General features: G+C 66.5%; 21 protein-coding genes and 1 rRNA gene. 14 read left to right on the plus strand and 8 right to left on the minus strand.

The features are described 5' to 3' along the window. The first annotated feature begins 157 nt into the window (after positions 1 to 157). Positions 158 to 274: ribosomal RNA gene (gene rrf / locus ACP3TD_RS08340) — 5S ribosomal RNA — on the plus strand. A 372-nt stretch (positions 275 to 646) separates the two neighbouring features. On the opposite strand, the gene ACP3TD_RS08345 is transcribed toward rrf, so the two are convergent. Next, positions 647 to 1,786, minus strand: a complete 1,140-nt coding sequence (locus ACP3TD_RS08345) for a hypothetical protein (RefSeq protein WP_426766717.1) — start codon at positions 1,784 to 1,786, stop codon at positions 647 to 649. Between ACP3TD_RS08345 and ACP3TD_RS08350 the strand changes: the two genes are divergently transcribed. The 9 genes from ACP3TD_RS08350 to xerD all read left to right on the plus strand — a co-directional run bounded on the left by ACP3TD_RS08350 (position 1,739) and on the right by xerD (position 11,137). Next, complete coding sequence (locus ACP3TD_RS08350) at positions 1,739 to 2,623, plus strand: hypothetical protein (protein ID WP_426766719.1); 885 nt, start codon at positions 1,739 to 1,741, stop codon at positions 2,621 to 2,623. The two genes, ACP3TD_RS08345 and ACP3TD_RS08350, sit on opposite strands and share 48 nt — an antisense overlap. Before the next feature lie 5 nt (positions 2,624 to 2,628). Then, a complete protein-coding gene (locus tag ACP3TD_RS08355) occupies positions 2,629 to 3,618 on the plus strand; it encodes an HAD-IIA family hydrolase (RefSeq protein WP_426766721.1) in 990 nt (329 codons plus the stop codon). Between the two features lie 9 nt (positions 3,619 to 3,627). Then, entirely contained in the window at positions 3,628 to 3,891 is a 264-nt protein-coding gene (locus tag ACP3TD_RS08360) for a hypothetical protein (protein ID WP_426766722.1), read from the plus strand. Then, complete coding sequence (locus ACP3TD_RS08365; RefSeq protein WP_426766724.1) at positions 3,891 to 4,706, plus strand: TlyA family RNA methyltransferase; 816 nt, start codon at positions 3,891 to 3,893, stop codon at positions 4,704 to 4,706. Before ACP3TD_RS08360 ends, ACP3TD_RS08365 begins: the two co-directional genes overlap by 1 nt. 13 nt (positions 4,707 to 4,719) lie before the next feature. Further along, complete coding sequence (locus tag ACP3TD_RS08370) at positions 4,720 to 5,745, plus strand: NAD kinase (RefSeq protein WP_426766727.1); 1,026 nt, start codon at positions 4,720 to 4,722, stop codon at positions 5,743 to 5,745. A gap of 4 nt (positions 5,746 to 5,749) precedes the next feature. Next, a complete protein-coding gene (recN, locus tag ACP3TD_RS08375; protein ID WP_426766729.1) occupies positions 5,750 to 7,489 on the plus strand; it encodes a DNA repair protein RecN in 1,740 nt (579 codons plus the stop codon). A 126-nt stretch (positions 7,490 to 7,615) separates the two neighbouring features. Further along, positions 7,616 to 9,379: a CTP synthase gene (locus ACP3TD_RS08380; RefSeq protein ID WP_426766731.1), complete on the plus strand. Its 1,764-nt coding sequence runs from the start codon at positions 7,616 to 7,618 to the stop codon at positions 9,377 to 9,379. A gap of 25 nt (positions 9,380 to 9,404) precedes the next feature. Then, entirely contained in the window at positions 9,405 to 10,067 is a 663-nt protein-coding gene (locus ACP3TD_RS08385) for an NUDIX domain-containing protein (RefSeq protein WP_426766732.1), read from the plus strand. Next, the gene (gene xerD / locus ACP3TD_RS08390) at positions 10,067 to 11,137 is read left to right on the plus strand and encodes a site-specific tyrosine recombinase XerD (RefSeq protein ID WP_426766734.1); all 1,071 of its coding nucleotides are present in this window, start codon (positions 10,067 to 10,069) and stop codon (positions 11,135 to 11,137) included. The genes ACP3TD_RS08385 and xerD overlap by 1 nt, the downstream gene beginning before the upstream one ends. A gap of 74 nt (positions 11,138 to 11,211) precedes the next feature. On the opposite strand, the gene ACP3TD_RS08395 is transcribed toward xerD, so the two are convergent. Continuing rightward, a complete protein-coding gene (locus ACP3TD_RS08395) occupies positions 11,212 to 11,913 on the minus strand; it encodes a hypothetical protein (RefSeq protein WP_426766736.1) in 702 nt (233 codons plus the stop codon). A gap of 88 nt (positions 11,914 to 12,001) precedes the next feature. On the opposite strand from ACP3TD_RS08395, the gene ACP3TD_RS08400 reads away from it, so the two are divergent. Next, positions 12,002 to 12,487 (plus strand): 8-oxo-dGTP diphosphatase, encoded by a 486-nt coding sequence (locus ACP3TD_RS08400; RefSeq protein ID WP_426766737.1) that lies wholly within the window; start codon positions 12,002 to 12,004, stop codon positions 12,485 to 12,487. A 93-nt stretch (positions 12,488 to 12,580) separates the two neighbouring features. On the opposite strand, the gene ACP3TD_RS08405 is transcribed toward ACP3TD_RS08400, so the two are convergent. From ACP3TD_RS08405 to ACP3TD_RS08420, 4 genes are read right to left on the minus strand one after another with little or no spacing between them, the layout of a single operon-like run. Further along, positions 12,581 to 13,720, minus strand: a complete 1,140-nt coding sequence (locus ACP3TD_RS08405; protein WP_426766739.1) for a bifunctional 2-methylcitrate synthase/citrate synthase — start codon at positions 13,718 to 13,720, stop codon at positions 12,581 to 12,583. A 35-nt stretch (positions 13,721 to 13,755) separates the two neighbouring features. Further along, positions 13,756 to 14,661, minus strand: a complete 906-nt coding sequence (gene prpB / locus ACP3TD_RS08410) for a methylisocitrate lyase (protein ID WP_056077663.1) — start codon at positions 14,659 to 14,661, stop codon at positions 13,756 to 13,758. Continuing rightward, positions 14,661 to 16,181: an MmgE/PrpD family protein gene (locus ACP3TD_RS08415; RefSeq protein WP_426766741.1), complete on the minus strand. Its 1,521-nt coding sequence runs from the start codon at positions 16,179 to 16,181 to the stop codon at positions 14,661 to 14,663. The genes prpB and ACP3TD_RS08415 overlap by 1 nt, the downstream gene beginning before the upstream one ends. Next, positions 16,174 to 16,833 carry a GntR family transcriptional regulator gene (locus tag ACP3TD_RS08420; RefSeq protein ID WP_426766743.1) on the minus strand — a complete coding sequence of 220 codons (660 nt, stop codon included), beginning with the start codon at positions 16,831 to 16,833 and terminating at the stop codon, positions 16,174 to 16,176. The genes ACP3TD_RS08415 and ACP3TD_RS08420 overlap by 8 nt, the downstream gene beginning before the upstream one ends. A gap of 174 nt (positions 16,834 to 17,007) precedes the next feature. On the opposite strand from ACP3TD_RS08420, the gene ACP3TD_RS08425 reads away from it, so the two are divergent. Then, positions 17,008 to 18,918 carry an AMP-binding protein gene (locus tag ACP3TD_RS08425; protein WP_426766745.1) on the plus strand — a complete coding sequence of 637 codons (1,911 nt, stop codon included), beginning with the start codon at positions 17,008 to 17,010 and terminating at the stop codon, positions 18,916 to 18,918. Positions 18,919 to 18,929: 11 nt separating this feature from the next. Here the strand turns inward: ACP3TD_RS08425 and ACP3TD_RS08430 are convergent, their stop codons facing one another. Both ACP3TD_RS08430 and ACP3TD_RS08435 read right to left on the minus strand, forming a co-directional pair. After that, a complete protein-coding gene (locus ACP3TD_RS08430; RefSeq protein WP_426766746.1) occupies positions 18,930 to 19,643 on the minus strand; it encodes a response regulator in 714 nt (237 codons plus the stop codon). A gap of 3 nt (positions 19,644 to 19,646) precedes the next feature. Continuing rightward, positions 19,647 to 21,359 (minus strand): ATP-binding protein, encoded by a 1,713-nt coding sequence (locus ACP3TD_RS08435; RefSeq protein WP_426767171.1) that lies wholly within the window; start codon positions 21,357 to 21,359, stop codon positions 19,647 to 19,649. A 181-nt stretch (positions 21,360 to 21,540) separates the two neighbouring features. Between ACP3TD_RS08435 and ACP3TD_RS08440 the strand changes: the two genes are divergently transcribed. Both ACP3TD_RS08440 and ACP3TD_RS08445 read left to right on the plus strand, forming a co-directional pair. Continuing rightward, positions 21,541 to 22,884: a cation:dicarboxylate symporter family transporter gene (locus ACP3TD_RS08440; protein WP_426766748.1), complete on the plus strand. Its 1,344-nt coding sequence runs from the start codon at positions 21,541 to 21,543 to the stop codon at positions 22,882 to 22,884. Between the two features lie 222 nt (positions 22,885 to 23,106). Then, on the plus strand, positions 23,107 to 24,006 hold the full coding sequence (locus tag ACP3TD_RS08445; protein ID WP_045732436.1) for a ParA family protein: 900 nt from the start codon (positions 23,107 to 23,109) through the stop codon (positions 24,004 to 24,006). The last annotated feature ends 7 nt before the right edge of the window (positions 24,007 to 24,013 follow it).

Raw genomic sequence — 24,013 nt, forward strand, 5'->3', positions numbered from 1 at the left:
ACAGATACATACAAAACTCTGCTTGCGTCCACTATGTGGTTCCCAACCAACAACCCCGTTGGCCGGAACCCACAACTGAATAACAACACCACAATGTTGTAACCACACCAGATTTCCCACACCACCCCCAAACAGGGTTGGTGACGGGTCAAAGGGTTACGGCGGTCATAGCGTGGGGGAAACGCCCGGTCCCATTCCGAACCCGGAAGCTAAGACCCACAGCGCCGATGGTACTGCACCCGGGAGGGTGTGGGAGAGTAGGACACCGCCGGACATAACATTGGTCGAGGCCCCAACCAGCAACGGTTGGGGCCTCCCACATTTAACACCCACCCACCCCTGCCAGCACCCACCCAAACCCGGTGCCCACCCCTGCCGGCTCAGAACCAGACACCGCCACAACCGAGCGCGCGTCACAGGGGACGGGAAGGGGTAGTGCGGAGCGGTCCTGCCGGTGAAAGTGCCGCTACGGGTGTGCAGCGGTGTGAAGATTCACACGATGCAGCCGCCAGCGCCAACGCTGGACCGCCGATTATGCGGGCTCCCCTAGAATTGATGGAGATGTACGGACCTGGAAGCGCTTGGTTTCGGGTTGCGTAAGTAATAAGCACGTATACGAGCGGCTGCAATTGCGCCAGTGGTCGGCTCACAACAGGAGGAATCCATCATGGCCGAACACGGCGGAGGAAACCGCGGAAACGACCGCGGAGCGTTCCGGGGAAACAACAACTCGGGCGGTGACCCGCGTGGGTTCCGGGGTCGCGGCAACCGCGACAGCAACGAACGCTCCGCTGGTAACGGTGAGCGGAAGCCTTATGGTGACCGTGAGAACCGGCCTTATGGTGATCGTGATCGTAAGCCGTTTGGTGACCGTCCGCGCCGTGAGGGCGATCAGGACCGCCGTGGTTTCAGCGGTGGCGGTGAGCGGAAGCCTTATGGTGACCGTGAGAACCGTCCCTATGGTGATCGTGATCGTAAGCCGTTTGGTGATCGTCCCCGCCGTGAGGGTGATCAGGACCGCCGTGGTTTCAGCGGTGGCGGTGAGCGGAAGCCTTATGGTGACCGTGAGAACCGTCCCTATGGTGATCGTGATCGTAAGCCGTTTGGTGATCGTCCCCGTCGCGAGGGTGATCAGGACCGCCGTGGTTTCAGCGGTGGCGGTGAGCGGAAGCCTTATGGTGACCGTGAGAACCGTCCCTATGGTGATCGTGATCGTAAGCCGTTTGGTGATCGTCCCCGCCGTGAGGGTGATCAGGACCGCCGTGGTTTCAGCGGTGGCGGTGAGCGGAAGCCCTTCGGTGAGCGTGAGAACCGTCCCTATGGTGATCGTGATCGTAAGCCGTTTGGTGACCGTCCGCGCCGTGACGGTGATCAGGACCGCCGCAGCTTTGGCGGCGGCGAGAACCGCAAGCCCTTCGGCGACCGGCAGGACAGGGACTCCCGCAGCTTTGACCGTGGTTCTGACCGTGGCACCGCCCGCGGCGGAGCCGATCGTGGAGCAGGCCGTGGCGACTCGTTCCGTGGCGACTCCGGCCGCGGCTTCGGCAGGGACCGCCAGGAAGAGCGCCCCGCCCGCATACACAACGCTGCCGATATCCGCAGCTCCAACAGGCCCGACCGTGAACGTTCGCCCGAGATCGATGAGGACGTCACGGGCAAGGAGCTGGACCGCGCTACTCAGCACCAGATCAAAACCCTTGAGCCCAAGAGCGCCGAATGGGTTGCCCGCCACCTGGTGATGGCCGGCCGCCTGATTGACGACGAGCCGGAACTGGCCTTCCAGCACGCCCTCGCGGCCAGTCGCCGTGGCGGCCGCCTCGGTGCCGTCCGCGAAGCCGTCGGCCTGACTGCCTACGCCGCGGGCCACTACGGCGAAGCCCTGCGCGAGTTCCGCACGTATCGGCGGATCAGCGGCTCCAACGTCCACCTGCCCGTCATGGCTGACTGCGAGCGTGGCCTGGGCCGCCCGGACCGGGCACTGGATGTTGCCCGTTCCGAGGAAGCGCAGGACCTGGACGCTCCGGGCAAGGTGGAACTGGCCATCGTGGCCGCTGGCGCGAGGACTGACCTGGACCAGCTCGATGCCGCCGTCGCTGAGCTCGAAATTCCGCAGCTGGACATCAACCGTGCCTTTTCCTATAGCCCCCGGCTGTTCCGCGCCTACGCCGGTGCGCTCTCCGCCGTGGGACGCAACGACGAGGCAGAAAAGTGGAACAAGCAGGCCGTCGTCGCAGAGAACGCGCTGGGACAGGGCGTTGACGAAGAGCCTGACATCATCGACCTCGGCTGGGATGAAGAGGAAGAGGCCCGCGAAGAGGCCGAGCGCCGGCGCCTCCGCGAACACGCCGTGAAAGCCTCCGAAACAGCTTCGGCAGCTGCCGGCAGCCGGGAAGGCTCCGCGTCCGACGTCGACACTGCAGAAGGTGCCGACGCACAGAACGCCGTGGACCACAACGTGGACGACCAGGATGCGGATTACTTCGCCTCTGACGACGCAGAGTCGGACGAGGATTCGGTGGAGCAGGACGAACTGGACAGCATCGAAGACAGCAGCAACGGAAAAGCCGGCAGTGAAGAGCCCGGCGACGACGCTGCAGCCAACCAGGACCGCCGGGAAGACTGAACCGAATGACTGCAGTTTCCCTGATTTCCCGCTTTGACGCCCTCCTGTCCGACCTGGATGGGGTGGTGTACGCCGGCCCGCATGCTATTCCGGGCGCCGTGGAGTCGCTGCAGCAGCTGGCCGGCGTGGGCGTGGGTCTTGGTTACGTCACGAACAACGCCTCGCGTTCGCCGGCCGACGTGGCAGCCCACCTGAGGGAACTGGGGGCGCCGGCTGAGGATGAGAAGGTAGTCAGTTCCTCACAGGCGGCCGCGGACCTGCTCGCTTCGCGCCTGGCGCCGGGCTCGAAGGTCCTCATCACCGGAAGTCCGGCGCTGGCCCACGAAATCGAGCTTGTGGGCCTCACCCCTGTCTTTGGGCAGGACGAGGAACCCGTGGCCGTCGTCCAGGGCTTCAACCCCGGCATCGGCTGGAAGGACCTGGCCGAAGCTGCCTATGTGGTGTCCGCCGGGGCCCTGTGGGTGGCGACGAACACCGATATGTCCATTCCGCAGGCGCGTGGGATCGCGCCCGGGAACGGAACACTGGTGGCGGCGGTGACTGCTGCCACCGGCCGGACGCCGCTCGTGGCCGGCAAGCCGGAAGCGCCGCTGTTCCATTCCGCCGCCAAGCGGCTCGGCGCCGAACGCCCGCTGGTAGTGGGCGACCGGCTGGACACGGACATCCTCGGCGGCAACAACGCCGGGTTTGCCACCGTTGCCGTGCTGACCGGCGTCGACACCCTGGAAACGATCCTGGCCGCCCGCTCCGCCGAGCGTCCGGATTACATCATCAGCGTCCTGTCCGACCTGTACCGCCCCTACCCCGAGGTGACGCACGACGACGGCACGTACGCCTGCGGCAACGCCACCGCGCGCGTCGCCAACGGCGCAGTGGGCGTCATTGGCAGCAAGGACGACCTTGACGCCTGGCGGGCCGCCTGCGCGGCGTGGTGGGCCGCGACGCCGGACGCACCAACGGCGCAGGCGCCCAAACTGGCCTGGCTCGGTCACTAGACTGAACGGATGACTGAGCTGACCGGACCTGAAGAATCATCAGCCCAGCCGTCGCGGGACTGGCCCGGGCTGGACGCCGCTGCGATCCCTGACGCCCTGGTGGCCCAAGCCCTTACAGTGTTGGAAACGCTGCCCACCACCCCCGTTGAAGAGCATGAAGAGGCGTACGCCAGGCTTCACGATGAGTTGCTGGATGCCCTCAACGCCAAGCCCCAGGACGCCAAACCCCAGGACGGCCCCCGCGAAACCGGTGCAACGAACGGCGCAGCCTGATGGCGGTACGCCTCGACCAGGCCCTGGTGGCCCGGGGCCTCGCCAGGTCCCGGACGCACGCCGCAACCCTCATCGCCGAAGGCAAGGTCAGCTCCGACGGCAAGGTCCTCGCCAAAGCGTCACTGCAGGTTGACGAAGACAGGGATCTCGCCGTCGAACATGACGACCAGGACACGTACGCCAGCCGCGCCGGCCATAAACTGGCCGGCGCCCTCGACGCCTTCCCGGGCATTACGGCCCAGGGAAAGCGGTGCCTGGACGCCGGTGCCTCCACCGGCGGCTTCACCGACGTCCTGCTCCGGCGCGGCGCGGCACACGTGGTGGCTGTCGACGTCGGGCACGGCCAACTGGTGCCCCACCTCCGCAGCGATCCACGCGTCGCCGTCCACGAAGGCATGAACGTCAGGTACATGGCTCCGGAGGACATCGGCGGCCCGGCCGCCCTGACCGTCGCGGACCTCTCCTTCATCTCCCTCACCCTGGTGGTGCAGGCCCTGGCCGGTTGCACGGAACCGGGCGGGGACCTGGTGCTTATGGTCAAACCCCAGTTCGAAATCGGCAAGGACCGTTTGGGCCGCACCGGCGTGGTCACCTCGGAACGGGAACGGCGGCTCGCGGTGCACAAGGTGGCCATGGCAGCGCTCGACGCCGGGCTGGACCTGCACGGGCTGGCGGTGAGTCCGCTGCCGGGCCAGGACGGAAACGTCGAATACTTCCTGTGGATAAGACGCAGGATCACCCAAGACTTGCCTAAGATCGAAGAGCAGGAGGCGGCAGCAGCTGCCTTGCTCGGACAAATCTGGCCGAAACACTAGAGAGCGGAACCTGATGAGCAGGCGTGTACTGGTCCTTGCCCATACCGGCCGCGAGGAATCGCTGAAGGCCGCCTGGGAGGCCTGTGCGCTCCTGCATGCCTCGGGCATTGTGCCCGTCATGCAGGAGTCCGAACTGGACGACATGGAGCGGTTCTTCGGGCACCTTGCCCAGCCCGTCGAAGTCCTCCACGACCATGTGAGCCTGCCGGAAGTGGAACTGGTGATGGTCCTCGGCGGCGACGGCACCATCCTGCGCGCAGCCGAGCTGGTCCGCGAAGTGGACGTCCCCTTGCTCGGGGTCAACCTCGGCCATGTGGGCTTCCTGGCCGAGAGTGAGCGTGCAGACCTGGCCCAGACTGTCGAATGGATCGCAAGCCGCGACTACACCGTGGAAGAGCGGATGACCATCGATGTCCAGGTATGGGTCCGGGGCCAGAAAATCTGGCACACCTGGGCGCTGAACGAGGCCGCCATCGAGAAAGCCAACCGGGAACGGATGCTGGAGGTGGTCACGGAAGTGGACGAACGCCCGCTGACCTCGTTCGGCTCGGACGGTATCGTGATGGCCACCCCCACGGGGTCCACCGCTTATGCGTTCTCTGCCGGCGGCCCGGTGGTCTGGCCGGAGGTGGAGGCACTCGTCATCGTCCCCATCAGCGCCCACGCCCTGTTCGCCAAACCCCTGGTGGTTTCGCCCCGGTCAAAGCTTGCGGTCGAGGTCCTGGGCCGCACGGAAGCCCAGGGCGTCCTGTGGTGTGACGGCCGCCGGTCCGTGGACCTTCCGCCGGGCGCCCGGGTGGAAGTGACCAAATCCGCGACCCCCGTTCGGCTGGCCCGTACGCACCAGACACCCTTCTCCGCCCGGCTGGTCCGCAAGTTCGAGCTGCCCATCCACGGCTGGCGGGGACCTGTGCCCAAGGCCAGCGCGGTCCATACGGGGCCCATCCCCGTTGTCCGCACGCCCCGGCCCATGCAGCCGCTGCAGGTTCCGCAGGCGGACCGGCCGGACACCGAACCTGATCCGTCGACTGCGGAGTGAATGCATGCTTGAAGAACTGAGAATCCGCGATCTTGGCGTCATTACCGACGCAACCCTGCCGCTGGGGCCCGGCCTCAGCGTGGTGACTGGTGAAACCGGTGCCGGCAAGACGATGGTGGTCACCGCCGTCGGCCTGCTGCTCGGGGCACGCTCGGACGCGGGCGCCGTCCGCAGCGGCGCAAAGAGCGCCACCGCTGAGGCGGTCCTGAAGCTCGACGCCGGCCACCCCGCCGTGGTGCGCGCGCTTGAGGCGGGCGCCGAAGCTGAAGAGTTCGACGGCGGCGCGGAACTGATCCTGGCACGCCGCCTCGGCGCTGATGGACGCAGCCGCGCTTTCCTGGGCGGCCGGGCGGCCCCCGTCGGTGTCCTGGCAGAGATCGGCGAAACCCTGGTGGTGGTCCACGGGCAGACCGACCAGATCCGCCTTAAGGGCGCTGCAGCCCAACGTGGTGCGCTGGACAAGTTTGCCGGCGAATCGCTGGCCGGGCCACTCAGCGCCTACCAGGAGCTTTACAGCCACTGGAAAGCCAGCCAGGCAGAGCTGGACAGCCTGCGCAGCGCCGCGCGGGACAGGCTTCGGGAAGCCGAGTCCCTCCAGACCGCCCTGGCGGAGATCGACGAGGTGGATCCGCAGCCGGGGGAGGACGGGCAGCTGAAGGCGGAGGCAGTAAAGCTGGCTAACGTCGAAGAGCTGCGGATCGCTGCCAGCACCGCGCACCAGGCCCTGATCGCGGAGGACTTCGGCGAAGCCGGCGATGCCACCACCCTGGTGGACGCGGCCAAGCGCACCCTCGAACAGGTGGCGGAGCACGACGCCGAGCTCGGATCGGCCGCGGCCCGTCTGGCCGAAGTGGGGTTCCTGCTCAACGACATCGCCACGGACCTGGCCAGCTACCAGGCGGGCCTCGACACGGAAGGCCCTGAGCGGCTTGCCGAGATCGAGGACCGGCGCGGCGCCCTGGCCAAGCTGGTGCGCAAGTACGCACCTACCATCGACGAAGTGCTGGAATGGGCGGAGAAGGCCCGAGCCCGCCACGACGAACTGCAGGACGACTCCTCGCGGATTGAGTCCCTGGACGCCGAGGTGGCACGTGCGGAGGCGGACCTGACCAAGCAGGCGGCCGCCATCAGCAAGATCCGTGCCAAGGCCGCCAAGGACCTGTCAGCGCGGGTCAGTGCCGAGCTTAAGGCACTGGCCATGGCGGATGCCACGCTGGTGATCAACCATGAGCAGACGGGGCACCTGGGGCCCCACGGTGCCGACGACATCGCGTTTCTGTTGCAGCCGCATTCCGGTGCCCCCGCCCGGCCGCTGGGCAGGGGCGCATCGGGAGGTGAGCTCTCGCGCGTCATGCTGGCCATCGAGGTGGTGCTCGCCGCCGTGGACCCCGTTCCTACGTTCGTCTTCGACGAGGTGGACGCCGGAGTGGGCGGCCGCGCCGCCGTCGAGATCGGCCGCCGACTCGCCATGCTCGCCCGCCACGTCCAGGTGCTGGTGGTGACGCACCTGCCGCAGGTGGCAGCCTTCGCGGATCAGCACATCACCGTGACCAAGACCTCAGTCCGGGGGGCCGACGGCGGCACCGCCACCGGGTTCACGTCCAGTGATGTGCGCCTCCTCGACGGGACGGAACGGGTCCGGGAACTGGCCCGGATGCTGGCCGGCCAGGAGGACTCCGAATCGGCCCGGGCGCACGCCCAGGAGCTGCTTGACGACGCCAAACTCCTGCCCCAGCGCGGCTGACAGGGCCTCAACGCCGGCGCCTTCTCCGGCCCGTTGTGGTCCTTGGGCCCTTGCCCGCAAGGTGCGCGGGACTGCACACTGGAGCATTTGGGGAACAGTCCGGACGATCCGTGGAAGGCTCAATTGATGATAGGCTCGAATTCCGTGGTGCAGCGATCAAATTCCCGTGTAAATTCCCGGTTCCCGGGCTCATCCAAGACGACCAAGCACATCTTCGTGACCGGTGGTGTGGCGTCCTCGCTGGGTAAGGGGCTGACGGCTTCGAGCCTCGGCCACCTGCTGCGGGCGCGCGGCCTGTCTGTGACAATGCAGAAGCTCGATCCCTACCTGAACGTGGATCCGGGCACGATGAACCCCTTCCAGCACGGCGAGGTCTTCGTCACCGACGACGGCGCCGAGACGGACCTGGACATCGGGCACTACGAGCGGTTCCTCGACGAGAACCTCGAGGGCTCGGCGAACGTCACCACCGGACAGGTGTACTCCACGGTTATCGCCAAGGAGCGCCGCGGCGAGTACCTCGGCGACACCGTCCAGGTCATCCCGCACATCACTGACGAAATCAAGCGCCGGATGCGCCTGCCTGCCGAGGGCAAGAACGCTCCGGACGTCATCATCACCGAAATCGGCGGCACCGTTGGCGATATCGAATCCCAGCCGTTCCTCGAGTCTGCCCGCCAGGTCCGCCAGGACGTGGGACGCGGCAACGTCTTCTTCGTCCACGTGTCCCTGGTCCCGTACATCGGACCGTCCCAGGAACTGAAGACCAAGCCGACGCAGCACTCCGTGGCCGCCCTGCGGTCCATCGGCATCCAGCCCGAAGCCATCGTGATCCGGTCGGACCGCGAAATTCCCGAAGCCATGCGCGCCAAGATCGGCCGGATGTGCGACGTTGACCTCGAAGCAGTCATTGGCTGCCCGGACGCCCCCAGCATCTACGACATCCCCAAGACCCTGCACACCCAGGGCCTGGACTCCTACATCGTCCGTGCCCTGGACCTGCCGTTCAAGGACGTTGACTGGACCAGCTGGGACCGCCTGCTGGAAGCCGTGCACAACCCGCGGCACCACGTCGAGATCGCCCTCGTGGGTAAGTACATCGACCTGCCGGACGCCTACCTGTCCGTCACCGAAGCCCTGCGAGCCGGCGGCTTTGCCAACGAAACCAAGGTCAAGATCCGTTGGGTCCCCTCGGACGAATGCGAAACCCGTGAGGGCGCGGTCAAGGCGCTCGACGGGGTTGACGCCATCTGCGTCCCGGGCGGCTTCGGCATCCGCGGCCTCGAAGGAAAGCTGGGCGCCCTGAAGTTCGCCCGCGAAACCAAGCTCCCGGTGCTCGGCCTGTGCCTCGGCCTGCAGTGCATGGTCATCGAGTACGCCCGCAACGTGGTCGGCCTGGAAGGTGCTTCCTCCAGCGAGTTTGATCCGGACTCCAAGTACCCGGTCATCGCCACCATGGAAGAGCAGTTGGAGTTCGTCGAGGGCGGCGGTGACCTGGGCGGCACCATGCGCCTGGGCCTGTATGAGGCCAAGCTTGACGAGGGCTCGGTCATCGCCGGAACCTACGGCAAGACCACCGTCAGCGAACGCCACCGCCACCGCTACGAGGTCAACAACAAATACCGCGACCAGATCGCCGCCGAGGGGCTCGTCTTCTCCGGTACCTCCCCGGACGGCAAGCTCGTGGAGTTCGTTGAACTTCCGGCCGAGGTCCACCCGTACTACGTGGCAACCCAGGCGCACCCGGAACTGAGTTCGCGCCCCACCCGTCCGCACCCGCTGTTCGCCGGCCTGATCAAGGCGGCCCTGGACCACCAGGGCGGCAATGCCGACACGGCCGCAGCCGTGACCGCCGGTGCCCCGGAGTCCGGTACGGTAGCGGCTAAGTAGAGCCAACAGAACAAAGGACGGCGTGATGCCCGGTACACCTGAAACCACCCCTGCAGGCAGGCAGGTTTCGGATGCACCGAGCCCACGCCGTCTTTTGTCGTCTGAAAAGGTTTACGAGGGCCGGATCTGGGACGTCGTCAGCGACACCTTCCAGCTCCAGGACAGCGGTGACGCCCTCACCCGCGACTACATCGACCACCCCGGTGCCGTCGCTGTCCTGCCCATGAACGGGCAGGGCGAAATCCTGCTGCTCAAGCAATACCGGCACCCCGTGGGAATGGACCTGTGGGAAGTCCCGGCGGGCCTGCTGGACGTTGAAGGCGAAGACTTTGTGGTGGGCGCCGCCCGCGAGCTCGCCGAGGAAGCGGACCTTGCCGCAGCTACCTGGAACGTCCTGGCAGACGTATTCAACTCGCCCGGATCTTCCAGCGAGGCCATCCGCATCTACCTGGCCCGGGACCTCACCGAGGTGCCGCATGCCGATCGGCACGAGCGGACGGACGAGGAAGCCGAGATCGAATTCCACTGGATCAGCCTGGACGAGGCCGTCGCGTCCGTCCTGGCCGGCCGGCTGCACAACCCGTCTGCCGTCGTCGGGATCCTTGCAGCAGCGGCCGCCCGGGCCGACGGGTATGCCGGGCTGCGCCCAGCCGACGCACCCTGGCCCGCCCACCCCAGCCAGCGCTGATGGTTCCGGGTCCGTCCGCCGGGATGGCACCGCCGGCGGAAACCACGCTGACCGCAACACCGAAGTCCGAACCAGCGCCGGCTGTCGAAGCGGCTCCTGCAGCGGAACCCGGGAAAGCTGCCGCCGCACCCACGAGGATTGACCGCGGGGTTACGGACTACCTGCAGCACATGGGCGTTGAACGCGGCCTGGCAGCCAACACCCTGGCCGCCTACCGCAGGGACCTTGCCCGCTACTCCCGCTACCTGGCCGGCGCCGGCTGCCAGCAGCCTGGAGACATCACCCGGCACCACGTGACGGGTTTCGTGCGCGCCCTCTCGGACGGGTCCGATGGCGGTTCTGCCCTCGGAGTGCGGTCCGCCGCCAGGACCGTTGTGGCCGTCCGGGGCCTGCATAAGTTCTGGGCCCTGGAAGGGCATACGGCGTCGGACCCGGCCAGCGAGGTCCATCCGCCCATGGCCGGCAAGCGGCTGCCCAAGGCCATCACCGTGGACGAGGTCACCAGGATCCTGGAGGCAGCAGGAACCGACACGGCCACGGGCCTGCGGGACCGGGCACTGCTGGAATTCCTCTACTCCACGGGGGCCAGGATCAGCGAAGCCGTGGGGCTGGACGTTGACGATATTTCGCTGGCGGGCGATGACAAGGAACAGGGACCGGCCATCGTCCGGCTTTTCGGAAAGGGCTCCAAGGAGCGGCTGGTGCCTCTGGGATCGTACGGTGCCAGGGCCCTGGAAGCGTACCTCGTGCGCGGCCGGCCGCTGCTGGCCGCCAAGGGCAAGGGGACGCCGGCGCTGTTCCTCAACGCCCGCGGTGGCAGGATCAGCCGCCAGAGCGCCTGGACCATCCTGAAGGTGGCCGCCGAAAAGGCCAACATCACCCGCGACGTGTCCCCGCATACGCTGAGGCACTCCTTCGCCACCCACCTCCTCGAAGGCGGCGCGGACGTGCGCGTGGTCCAGGAGCTCCTGGGCCACGCCTCGGTGACCACCACCCAGGTGTACACGCTGGTGACGGCTGATACCCTCCGCGAGGTTTACGCAGCCGCACACCCCAGGGCCCTGGGCTGATGCACCTGCCGCGCTGACTGACCGGTGCGGAATGGGGGCCATGGCCCGGCTGGAACGGTCCCGCGCGAACCGGTTCATTCCATCACGTTGAGCGTGAGTTCCACGGCGCCGAGGAACAGGGCCAGGATGGAGGTCCCCAGCCCGGCCACCAGGAGCAGGCCCGGGTGGGCGAGGCCCACCACCACCCGCCGGGCACGGGGCGACCCCCTCAAGAACTTTTTGGGAAGGCGCGTGCCTTCGGGCGCCTGGCGCCAGCCACGGAGGCGGCGAAGGAACCAGGCACACCGGATGATCAGGGCCATCCACAGGATGCTGACCACCAGCGGGACAGCAGCTACCAGGAGGTTGAGGCCCAAGGACGTGACGGCACGCTCCGAGTCCCCGGCCAGCGCCTGCACGGTGGTGGAAATCGATGCGCTGGCCACTACCGAGACGCCCCACACCAGGAACGCGGCGGTCAGTGCCAGGAACCGGACAAAGAAGTGCGAGAGCACGGACTCCTTAGCCGGACGGAGGTAGCGGCGCGGGGTGGCGTTCAGTACCGCCACCGTGCAGCCCAGGGTGGGCAGGGCCGCCATCCCCACGAAGACGTACCAGGTCCAGCCCGCGAGGTCCACGAGTTCGTCGGCAACGATCAGCAGTGCCCACGAACCGGTCCACAGCCAGCCGGCATGCAGCGGATTCCGGACCAGCCAGTCAGGTAACCGGACACCGCTGCTGTGCAGGGTGCGGGCCTTGCGGGCGGGGGCGGGATGTTCCTCTCCGGCCATGCTCATGGCCTCACTGTAGCAACGCGTTAGCCGCCAGGGGGCAGTCCACGTGCCGCGGGCTGCCCTCCGCGGAAGGCCCCGCTAGGCTGGGGAAATGACCGCAGCCGCCGATGTGACCCTCTGCTTCCTGCTCCGCGACGGTGCCGACGGCCCGCAAGTGCTCCTGGGCCTGAAGCAGACCGGTTTCGGCAGGGGCAAGATCGTGGGCATCGGCGGGCACGTCGAGGCGGGGGAGACCAGCGTGCAGGCCGTGATCCGGGAAGTCCAGGAGGAAACCGGCGTGGTGCTGCAGCAGGGGGACCTCACGGATGCGGGAGCGGTGCACTTTGTATTTCCGGCCAGGCCGGAGTGGGACATGAAGACCACCCTTTTCACGGCCCGCACCTGGACGGGTGACCCGCAGCCCAGCGACGAGATCCTGCCCGAATGGTTCCGGGTGGATGCTCTGCCTGTGGACCGGATGTGGCAGGACGCTGACCACTGGCTGCCCGTGGTGCTCGAAGGCGGCACAGTCAACGTCGTGGTCACCATGGACGCCGACAACGAATCCGTGGCGTCCTCCCGCAGTGTCCTTCCCTAGGCTGCAGGCCTTCCCATACCTTCCAGGCCGTTAACGCCCGACGGCGGTGCGGCACCCGGGTGCCGCACCGCCGTCGTACGTCCAGCCGAAAGGCTAGGGCACGTGCCGTTCCTCGGCGCCGTTGTACTCGCTCAGCGGGCGGATCAGCGAGTTGGAATCAAACTGCTCCATGATGTGTGCTGTCCAGCCGGTGATGCGGCTGGCCACGAACAAGGGTGTGAACGTCGGCGTATCGAAGCCCATCAGGTGGTAGGTGGGCCCGGCCGGGTAGTCGAGGTTCGGCTTGATGGCCTTGGCCTCATCCATCGCCGTTTCCAGTCCGTTGTACAGCCCCAGCAGTTCGGGCCGGCCGTAGTGGGCAATCATCTTGTCCAGGGCGGCCTTCATGGTGGGCACCCTGGAGTCGCCGTGCTTGTAGACGCGGTGGCCGAAGCCCATGACTTTCTTCTTGTTCGCCAGGGCATCCTCCATCCAGGCCTTCGCCCGGGCTGCCGCCTCGTCGAGGGATTCCTCCTGCCGGATGCCGATCTCGTCGAAGGTGTGCATCACGGCTTCGTTCGCCCCGCCGTGCAGCGGACCTTTCAGGGCCCCGATGGCTCCTGTGACGGCGGAGTGCAGGTCGGACAGGGTAGAGGTGATGACGCGTGCAGTGAAGGTGGAGGCGTTGAAGGAGTGCTCGGCGTAGAGAATCATCGAGACGTTGAAGGCCTCCACAACCTCGGGCACCTGTTCCTCGCCGAAGGTCATCCACAGGAAATTCGCCGAATACCCCAGGTCCTCACGCGGTTCCACGAGGTCCTGGCCGTGGCGGCGGCGCTGGTCGTAGGCCACTACAGCCGGCATGGCGGCGAACAGGTCCACGGCCTTGGCCATGTTGGCCTCGCGTGACGAGTCCTCGGCCAGCGGGTGGCGGGCCCCCATCACGGAGGCCGCTGTCCTGCAGACATCCATCGGGTGGGACGTGGCCGGCAACGCGTCGATGACCTGCTTGACCACCGGGTCGAGCGCCCGCCCGGCACGCTCCCGTGCCGTGAACTCCGCCAGCTGCCCTTCGTCAGGCAGTTCACCGTTCCACAGCAGGTAGGCCACTTCCTCGAAGCTGCACCTGGCGGCCAGCTCCTGGACGGGGTAGCCGCGGTACAGCAGGGAGTTCGTGTCCGGGTTGACCTTGGAGACCGCGGTGTAGTCCACCACGACGCCGGCCAGGCCCTTTTTGATATCAACAGCTGCCATATTGAACTCCTTCGTTCTTGCGGGGATCCAGGGTCCTACCGGACGCCGGGAATCTGGAAGTTGAAAACGCCGGTATCGAAGCGGTTATACGCCTCGTAGTCCACGAGGTCATAGAGGCGCGCACGGGTGAGCATGTTTTCCACCTGTGCTTCCTGTGATCCTGTTGCCTTGATCGTTTCCAGCGTACGCTCTGCAGCTCCCATGGCAATGCGCAGCAGGGTGACCGGGTAGATCACCATGTTTACGCCCACCGACTGCAGCTGCTCCACCGTAAACAGGTCGCTCTTTCCGAACTCGGTCATGTTGGCGAGGATCGGCACATCCACGGCGTCCCGGATGGCCTGGAACTCGGACAGGTCCTTCATGGCCTCCGGGAAGATGGCGTCGGCACCGGCCTCCACCAGTGCCCGGGCACGGTCCTGGGCGGCTTCGAGCCCTTCCACCGCACGGATATCGGTGCGGGCCATGATGAGGAAGTTGGGGTCGCGCCGGGCATCGGCGGCGGCCCGGATGCGCTTGGCGGCGGTGTCCAGGTCCACCACGTTCTTGCCGTCCAGGTGGCCGCACCTTTTGGGATTGAACTGGTCTTCGATGTGGCACCCCGCCAGGCCGGCGTTTTCGAGTTCCTGGATGCTGCGCGCAACGTTCATGGGTTCGCCGAAGCCGGTGTCGGCGTCCACGATGGCGGGCAGGTCGGTCATGCGGGCGATCTGCCCCGCACGGGTTGCCACTTCGGTGAGGGTGGTCAGCCCGATGTCCGGCAGGCCAAGGTCGTTGGCGAGGACGGCTCCGGAGATGTAGACGCCCGCGAAGCCCTTTTCCTCAATCAGCCGTGCCGACAGTGGGTTGAACGCTCCCGGGAACTGCTGGATGGTGCCGGAGGCGAGCATCCCACGCAGGGCGGCCCGCTTCTGTTCCGGGGTGGTCTTCGAATACAGCATCAGAACAGTCCCTTCGGTGCCGCGCCCAGGTCGATGACGCCGGGGGCTGCGGTGATGTTCAGCTGGTCCAGCTCGCCGGCGGCGAGTTCCGGGAGGCGTTCGACGGCGGCGAGGAACCTTTCGATCTCGGCCTGCTCCACGAGCCCGGCCGCAAGGGTGCGGAACTTGTTGACGTACTGCTCGCGGGCGAACGGCCGTGCACCCAGCGGGTGGGCGTCCGCGACGGCAATCTGGTCAGTGATGACGGTGCCGTCGGTGAGGGTGATCTCCACGGACCCGCCGAAGGCTTTCTCGCTGATGTCCAGGGAGTGGTAGCGGCGGGTCCACTCCGGGTCTTCCTCAGTGGTGACCTTGTGCCAGAGGTCCACGGTGTCCGGCCTGGCCGCACGTTCGGGGGCGTAAGAGTCCACGTGGTGCCAGGAGCCGTCCTGGAGTGCCACGGTGAAGATGTAGGGAATGGAGTGGTCCAGGGTTTCCCGGCTGGCGGTGGGGCTGTACTTCTGGGGGTCGTTGGCGCCGGAGCCGATGACGTAGTGCGTGTGGTGGCTGGTCCTGATCAGGACCGACGCCACGTGGGCGGGATCGGTCACCTCAGGATGTTCGCGGTGCAGCTTGCGGGCAAGGTCGATCCAGGCCTGTGCCTGGTACTCAGCCGAGTGCTCCTTGGTGTACGTGTCCAGGATGGCGCGCTTGGCCTCACCCGGAGTGGGGAGGGGAACTTCGTAGGAGGCATCCGGACCGTCCAGCATCCACGCGATTACGCCGTCTTCGCCTTCGTAGATCGGCACTGGGGAGGTCTGTCCGCGCATGGCACGGTCTGCCGCCTCGACTGCCATCTTCCCGGCGAATGCGGGTGCATGGGCTTTCCACGTGGAGATCTCGCCCTTGCGGGATTGGCGGGTGGCGGTGGTGGTGTGCAGCGCCTGGCCTACGGACTGGAAGATGGTTTCGACGTCGAGGCCCAGAAGGGTGCCGATGCCGGCCGCTGCCGAGGGCCCGAGGTGGGCCACATGGTCGATCTTGTGCTTGTGCAGGCAGATTGCCTTCACCAGGTTCACCTGGATCTCGTAGCCGGTGGCGATGCCGCGGATCAAGTCGGCGCCGCTGGAACCCGTATGCTGCGCGACGGCCAGGATGGGCGGGATGTTGTCACCGGGATGGGAGTAGTCCGCGGCCAGGAACGTGTCGTGGTAATCGAGTTCGCGGACGGCCACGCCGTTGGCCCACGCGGCCCACTCGGGGGAGACGCGCTCGCCGATGCCAAACACCTTGGCACCCTTGCCGCCGGTACTTGGTGCATGGGTGAGGGCCTGCGCGCGGGCGGCGACGATCGGCGCCCGGTTCAGCGACGCGATGGCCACGGACGCGTTATCGATGATGCGGTTGATGACCATTTCGGTCACCTCCGGCACCACCTCCACGGGGTCGGCGGCCACGGCGGCGATCTTGTGGGCCAGTTGCTCTTCCCGGGCCAGGTTCTCTTCGCTCTTGTAGACCCGGACGTGGTGTTGCTTAACCATGGTTCTCCCTGTGATGAGGTGTGTGCGTATTTTTGACGTGCGTCAGGCTGCGGTGGAGATGGAGGGTGGTGGCTGCTTCAGCCAGGCGGGGGTTGCGGGAAGCAATGGCTTCCGCGATGGCAGCATGTTCAGCCGCCGCGGCGGTGAGCCGCTCCGCGTCGTCGGCAGCGAGCCTGCGGACCCGGACCAGGTGCACCCTAAGGGCCCGCATGGCCTGGATGAGGTAGGCATTGGCCACCGCATCATCGATGGCGGCGTCCAGGCGCCCGGCCAGGCCGTAATACTCGTGCCGTCCCGGGTCGCTGCCGTCAATGAGCGCCGGCGCCTCAAGGAGTTCCTTCTGCAGCTGGAGGAAGACGGCGGCATCTCCGCGTTCTGCCGCCAACGCGGCAGCTTTGCATTCCAGCGTTTCGCGGAGTTCGAACAGTTCGTCGATGTCGTCGAGCGAAACGTCGGTGACGACGACGCCGCGGCCGCCTGCCGTCGTCGTCAGCCCTTCCGCGGTAAGGCGGCCCAGCGCCTCCCGTAGAGGCGTGCGCGAGACGCCGAGGCGTTCGGACTGTTCCACTTCACCCAGGATCGTGCCGGGAAGCAGCCGCCATTCCGTGATGTCGTCCCGGAGGGCGGCGTAGGCCCTGTCGCTGGCGCGCATCGGTAACTCCTTCGGTAACTGAACTCCTTCAGTGTATACAGCGCTGCCTGAAAATCCACCCCAATCTCAGATTGGGTGCCGAAAAGAGCAAGCTCTGTATACATAACCCTTGTTTGAAGACTGCCCCTTGGCTAGCATTGCCGCAACACAACGTCGTGGACGGGATGCACTTTCATGCTTGACAGCTATCGGGAAACATACGAAAAGAGCCTTGCTGATCCAGCCGCTTTTTGGCTTGGCGCCGCGGCAAGGGTGGGCTGGGCCACGCCGCCCCGGCAGGCACTGGACGCAAGCCGGGCACCGCTGTACGGCTGGTTCCCGGACGGCATCCTGAACACCTCGTACAACGCGCTGGACCGCCACGTGGAGGCCGGCCGGGGAAGCCAGGACGCCCTGATCTACGATTCGGCAATGCTCGGCACCCAACGCCGCTTCACCTATGCGGAGCTGACCGGGCTCGTGGCGGACTTCGCCGGCGTCCTGCGGGACCGGGGTGTCGGTAAGGGCGACCGCGTGGTGATCTACATGCCGATGATTCCGGAGGCCGTCATCGCCATGCTTGCCTCCGCCCGCCTCGGCGCCGTCCACTCTGTGGTCTTTGGCGGATTCGCGCCCAAGGAACTCGCGGCCCGGATCCGTGACGCGCAGCCGGTGCTGGTGCTAACGGCGTCCGGCGGACTGGAGCCGGCGCGCAGGATCGAGTACCTGCCCGCCGTGGCGGAGGCGCTCGCCCTGGCAGGCGTGCCCGGTCTTCCCGTTATCACCAAAACCAGGGAGGGCTTCGCCGCGTCAGCCGCCGACTATGGCTGGCTGGACTGGGATGCCGAGGTAGCCGGTGCCACGCCTGCTGCGCCCGTTGACGTGGCGGCCACCGACCCCCTCTACATCCTGTACACCTCAGGCACTACCGGGACGCCCAAGGGCGTGGTGCGCGATAACGGCGGGCACGCCGTCGCGCTGGACTGGACGCTCAGGAACATCTACGGCGCCGGCCCGGGCGACGTCATGTGGACCGCCTCGGACGTTGGCTGGGTGGTGGGGCACTCCTACATCGTGTACGGACCGCTGCTGGCAGGGGCCACCAGCGTGCTGTACGAGGGTAAGCCGGTGGGAACCCCTGATGCCGGAGCCTTCTGGCGGGTGGTCCGGGACCATCAGGTCAACGTCCTGTTCACCGCCCCTACTGCGTTGCGCGCCATCAGGAAGGCAGACCCCGGGGCAGCGCTGCTGCGGGACTACGACATTTCCAGCCTGCGCACCCTGTTCACGGCGGGGGAGCGGCTGGATACGGACACCTTCCATTGGGCTTCCCGGTCCCTCGGGGTCCCGGTGGTGGACCACTGGTGGCAAACGGAAACAGGATGGGCCATCTGCGCCAATCCCCGCGGGCTCGAGGAACTGCCCATCAAGGCAGGTTCTCCCAGCGTCCCGATGCCCGGCTTCCGGCTGGCCATCGTTGATGGACTGGGAGAGGAAGTGGAGCCGGACGTTGAAGGGAACATCGTGCTGGGGCTGCCGCTGCCGCCAGGGACGCTGACCACCCTTTGGCGAAACGACGAACGCTTCGTCTCGTCCTACCTGCGGGCCTTTGAGGGCTGTTACGCCACCGGAGACTCCGGCTTCCGGGACGGTGACGGGTACGTCTTCGTCATGGGGCGGACGGATGACATCATCAACGTTGCGGGCCACCGCCTCTCCACCGGAGCGATGGAGCAGGTGATCGGCCAGCACCCCGCCGTGGCTGAATGCGCCGTCATCGGCCTTGCTGATCCGCTCAAGGGCCAGCGCCCCAGCGGGTATGTGGTCCTCAAATCCGGCGTCGACGTTCGGGACGACGTGTTGGCCGCCGAACTGGTGGCCATGGTCCGGCGCGACATCGGGGCTGTCGCGGATTTTAAGCACGTCACGGTGGTTGATGCGCTGCCCAAGACGCGGTCAGGGAAGATCCTCCGCAAGACGATGCGGCAGATTGCCGACGGCGTGCAATACACCGTGCCGTCCACCATCGAGGACGCTGCGGTCATCGAGCAGCTCATCGGAACACTGCGGCCGGAAACCCCGGGACCAGGACCACTGCAGTCCTGACCTGGACCTTCTCAGCGTCCGCTCCAGCGGTACTCGTTCTCCGGGCGCCCCGGGGTTCCGTACCTGGCCGTCCGCTGTACCGTTCCGGCGTCGGCCAGGTACTCAAGGTAGCGGCGCGCCGTGACGCGGGACATCCCCAGCGCATCCATGACCTCGGTGGCGGAGACGGCATTCTGCTGTGCCTTGAGGAAGTCCTTGACGGAGTCCAGTGTGGAGGTGGACAGTCCCTTCGGCAGCGGAAGCTCGGAAGGTGCCCGCAGGCTCGCGAACGCCTGGTCCACTTCACTCTGGGAGGCTCCGGCCTTTCCTGCCGCGCCCACGCCGTCCGCCAGCTGCTGCCGGAACTGGCGGTAACTTTCAAGCTTGTCCGAGAACGTGGCGAAGGTGAACGGCTTGATGAGGTACTGCACCACGCCGATGGCCACGGCGCTGCGCACGACGGCGAGCTCCCGGACGGCGGTGATGGCGATGATGTCCGCGAGCAGGCCGGCCGCCCGCATGCGGCGGGCAATGTCCAGCCCGTGCAGGTCCGGGAGGTTCATATCCAGCAGGACGAGTTCCACGGGACTGCCGGATGCCGCGAAATCGCCCAGCAGCCGCAGCGCCGATTGCCCGTCGGGCGCCGTGCCCGCCAGTTCAAAGCCCGGCAGCCGTCCAACGTAGGCCGCGTGGGCGGCCGAGGCGATGGCTTCGTCCTCAACGACGAGGACGCGAATATTGCTCACGCTTTATGCTCCCTTTCCGGCAGCGTCTGACCCGGCAGCAGTTCCGGTATCCCTGTTCCGCGCACCGGGTGAATTTTCCGGCACGGCCGCCTCCGGTGCCACCGCCGCCACCGCTGCCGGCAGGAACACCTCGAATTTGGCACCCCGGCGCCCGTTGATGACCAGCGAGCCGCCGAGGCGCTGCACAGCCTGGCGAACCAAAGCCAGGCCTATGCCGCGCGCGCCGGGGCCGGCGGGTTTGGTGCTGAAACCATGCCGGAACATGTTCTCTGCAGACGCCGGATCGATGCCGGCTCCTGAGTCGTGGACGGCGATATCCAGCCCCTCAACGTCCGACTCTACCGTCAGCTCCACCCGGCGCGGCGGGGGAGCGTCGGCCGCGGCGTCGATGGCGTTGTCCAGCAGGTTGCCGAGGACCGTGACCAGGTCCTGCACAGCAATTCCTGCCGACGTGCCCGAACCGAGGGCGGTGACTTCCAGGTGCACCCCGCGTTCGTGCGCTTCAGCCGCCTTGCCCATCACCAAGGCGCCAAGGACCGGTTCGTCCACCGAGCTGACCATGTCATCGGTCAGTTGCTGGCTCAACTCCAGGTCCTTCGTGGCGAAATCCAGTGCTTCTTGGGTCCGTCCCAATTCCAGCAGAGACACCATGGTGTGCAGCCTGTTGGCATGCTCATGGGTTTGTGCCCGCAGGGCATCGGAAAGGGTGCGCATGGTTTCCAGCTCATTGCCCAGCGCCTCGATCTCCGTCCGGTCGCGGAGGGTGGCCACCGTACCGTACACGGGTGTCCTGCCCCGGGGTCCGAAGGGCTCCGGCCCCTTGGCCGGGCCCTGGTTCACTACCAGGACCCGTGAACCGGTAAGGACAATCTCGTCACTGGCCGGGCGCCCGGACTCGAAAAGGTTGCGGAGTCCCTCGTCGAGTGGAAGATCTGACAGCGACGGGGGCCGGGTGGGGTCGCTGCTGCCGGTCTGGGCAAGGCCGAGCAGCTCTGCAGCCTGGTCGTTGTACATCACCACCCGTCCCCGGGTGTCGATCAGGATCAGTCCCTCGCGGACAGAGTGCAGTACGGATTCGTAGTAGGCGAACAGCTGGGAGAGCTGCTCGGGCCCCCAGCCGCGGGTGACGCGCCGGAGGTACCTGCCCAGGAGCCACGAGGCCAGCGAGCCACCCACCAGCAATGCGAGGCCGATGGCGGCCAGGGCCGGAAGGCGCGCCGCGAAGGCGACGTCGACGGTGCCCACCGTCACCCCGGCGGCCACGAGGGCGCGGACCGTGCCGGCGTCGTCCTTCACCGGAACTATGGTGCGCACGGAGGGGCCCAGGGTGCCGGAGGTGACCTCGGTGAACGTCTCGCCCCGCAGCGCCGCATCGACGGACCCGATGTACGGCTTGCCCAGCTCCTCGTTCCTCGGGTGGGTCCAGCGGGTCCGGTCCGGGGCCATGATGGTGATGAAATCGACGTGGGCTTCCTCCATGACGTCGAGGGCATAGGGCTGCAGGATCGACGACGGGTCCCGGGTCCCGGCGGCCTGCAGCACCAGCGGGTTGGACGCGATCGAAGTGGCGATGCCGGTCATCCGCAGGCCCGCTTCGCTGTACGTCCGGTCCCGGGCGTCCACGTAGGCCGCAGTTCCCACCACGGCGATGAAGGACACCACAATCAACAGGTTCGCCACAAAGAGCCGGCGGGCGATACTCCAGCGGTGGATCATCAGTACCTTTCCCTCCGTCTCCGGGCGCCTGGCTGGGTCACCCAGCACCTGCGCCGCGACCAATATGAACGCAACGGTGAGCTGGATCACGGTGTGGCCAATGATGGATATCACACCGCAGGACGTGTGAGCCCAGTGACTGTGCCGCAGCGTCTATCAGATTATCCAAAGGAGACACATCATGGCTTCTCAACGGGGAGAGTCCCTGGACACCGCGGCGCCGCGGCGCAAAGGCCTCGACAAGTCGCATTACCTCTACATCGCCGTTATTGCCGCCGTTATCCTGGGCGCCCTGGTGGGCCTGCTGTTCCCGGAAGTTGGCAAATCCCTCAAGCCGCTCGGTGACGGGTTCATCAAGCTGATCAAGATGATGATCGCCCCGGTGATCTTCTGCACCATCGTCCTGGGCATCGGCTCCATTGCCAAAGCCGCAACGGTGGGCAAGGTCGGCGGCCTGGCGCTGGGCTACTTCATAGTCATGTCCACCTTCGCCCTGGCCATCGGCCTCGTGGTGGGCAACCTGATCCACCCCGGCGAGGGACTCAAGCTCACGCCGTACGATCCCAACAAGAAGGCCGCCACTGACAGCACCGTGGACTTCCTGCTCGGCATCATTCCGAGCGACATCCCCGTGCTGCCCACGCTGCTCGCAGCCATCCTGGTCGGCTTCGCACTGCAGAAGATGGGCCCCTCGGGAGCCCCCATCCTCAAGGCCATCGGGCACGGACAGGCTCTCGTCTTCCGGATCCTGATCATGATCATGTGGCTGGCTCCGGTCGGCGCCTTTGGTGCCATCGCAGCAGTGGTCGGCGCCACCGGCTTCCAGGCCATCGTCAGCATGTTCACGCTGATGATCGCGTTCTACATCACCTGCGCACTGTTCATCGTCGTCATCCTCGGCGGCATCCTCCAGGTTGTCTCCGGCGTCAACATCTTCAAGCTGATGAAGTACCTTGGCCGCGAATACCTGCTGATCTTCTCCACGTCGTCGTCCGAAGCAGCGCTTCCCCGCCTGATTGCCAAGATGGAGCACCTCGGTGTGTCCAAGCCGGTTGTCGGCGTCACCGTACCCACCGGCTACTCCTTCAACCTCGACGGCACGGCCATCTACCTGACCATGGCCTCCCTGTTCGTGGCCAACGCCATGGGAACCCCGCTGGACCTGGGCGCCCAGATCTCCCTGCTGATCTTCATGATCATCGCGTCCAAGGGTGCAGCCGGCGTCACCGGCGCCGGCCTGGCAACGCTTGCAGCAGGCCTGCAGGCCCACAAGCCCGAACTCCTGGGCGGCGTGGGCATGATCGTCGGCATCGACCGCTTCATGTCCGAAGCCCGCGCCCTGACCAACTTCACCGGCAACGCTGTTGCCACGGTCCTGATTGGTACCTGGGTCAAGGAAATCGACGGCGGACAGGTTACCCGGGTCCTCTCCGGCGAGCTGCCCTTCGACGAGCAGACCATGATCGCCGGGCACGGCGAGCTTGCGCCGAAGGAAGAAGGCGCGAAGGCTGCCGCCAGCGCCTAAACCCCGCCTTGCACTCAAACGGCCCCCGGAGCACGCTCCGGGGGCCGTTTTGGGTATCAGAAGCCTCAACCTTCGACCTCAACTAGAGGGTCAAGGCTCAACATTCGAAGAAAGTCAAGTTACCCGGAATGCCGTGTCGGCGGCTGTAGCCTTGAAAGGAAGGAACGGCGCTGGGGATCCAGCGGCAAGCAAGTCACCGTCATCGAAAGTGTGGACAGATACGTGAGCAGCGAACAGGGTGCGGCAACTCTGGAAGGCACGGAATTCGACCTCGACAACGCGGTGATGGGCCCTACGGGTCGCCCATTGCGTGAGTTCCCCGAACCCGCGCCGCTGCCCTCCCATGGGCCCGCGCGCGTCATCGCCATGGTCAACCAAAAAGGCGGCGTCGGGAAGACCACGTCCACGATCAACCTCGCGGCAGCCCTCGCCGAATATGGGCGGCGCGTCCTGCTGGTGGACTTCGATCCCCAGGGTGCGCTGTCGGCCGGCCTGGGCGTCAATCCCCACGAGCTGGACCTCACGGTCTACAACGTCCTGATGGACCGCAAGGTGGACATCCGCGAAGCCATCCACCATACCGGCGTGGAGAACGTCGACCTGCTGCCTGCCAACATCGACCTTTCCGCTGCCGAAGTGCAGCTGGTCAACGAGGTAGCCCGCGAGCAGGTCCTGGACCGTGCGCTGAAGAAGGTCGAAGACGATTACGACGTTGTCCTCATCGACTGCCAGCCGTCCCTCGGCCTGCTGACCGTCAACGCCCTCACCGCCGCCCACGGCGTCATCATCCCGCTGATCTGCGAATTCTTCGCCCTGCGCGCGGTAGCACTGCTGGTCGAAACCATCGACAAGGTCCAGGACCGGCTCAACCCGCGCCTTCAGGTTGATGGCGTGTTGGCCACCATGTATGACGCCCGCACCCTGCACAGCCGGGAAGTCATTACCCGCCTGGTGGAAGCTTTCGGGGACAAGGTTTTCGAAACGGTCATCAAGCGCTCCATCAAGTTCGCGGACGCCACGGTGGCCGCAGAGCCCATCACCAGCTACGCCGGCACCCACGTGGGAGCGGACGCCTACCGCCGCCTCGCCAAGGAGCTCATTTCGCGCGGCGGCGCACCCTAGCCACGCC

Source organism: Pseudarthrobacter sp. 1G09, assembly GCF_050038305.1.
GTDB classification, from domain to species: Bacteria; Actinomycetota; Actinomycetes; order Actinomycetales; family Micrococcaceae; genus Arthrobacter; species Arthrobacter equi.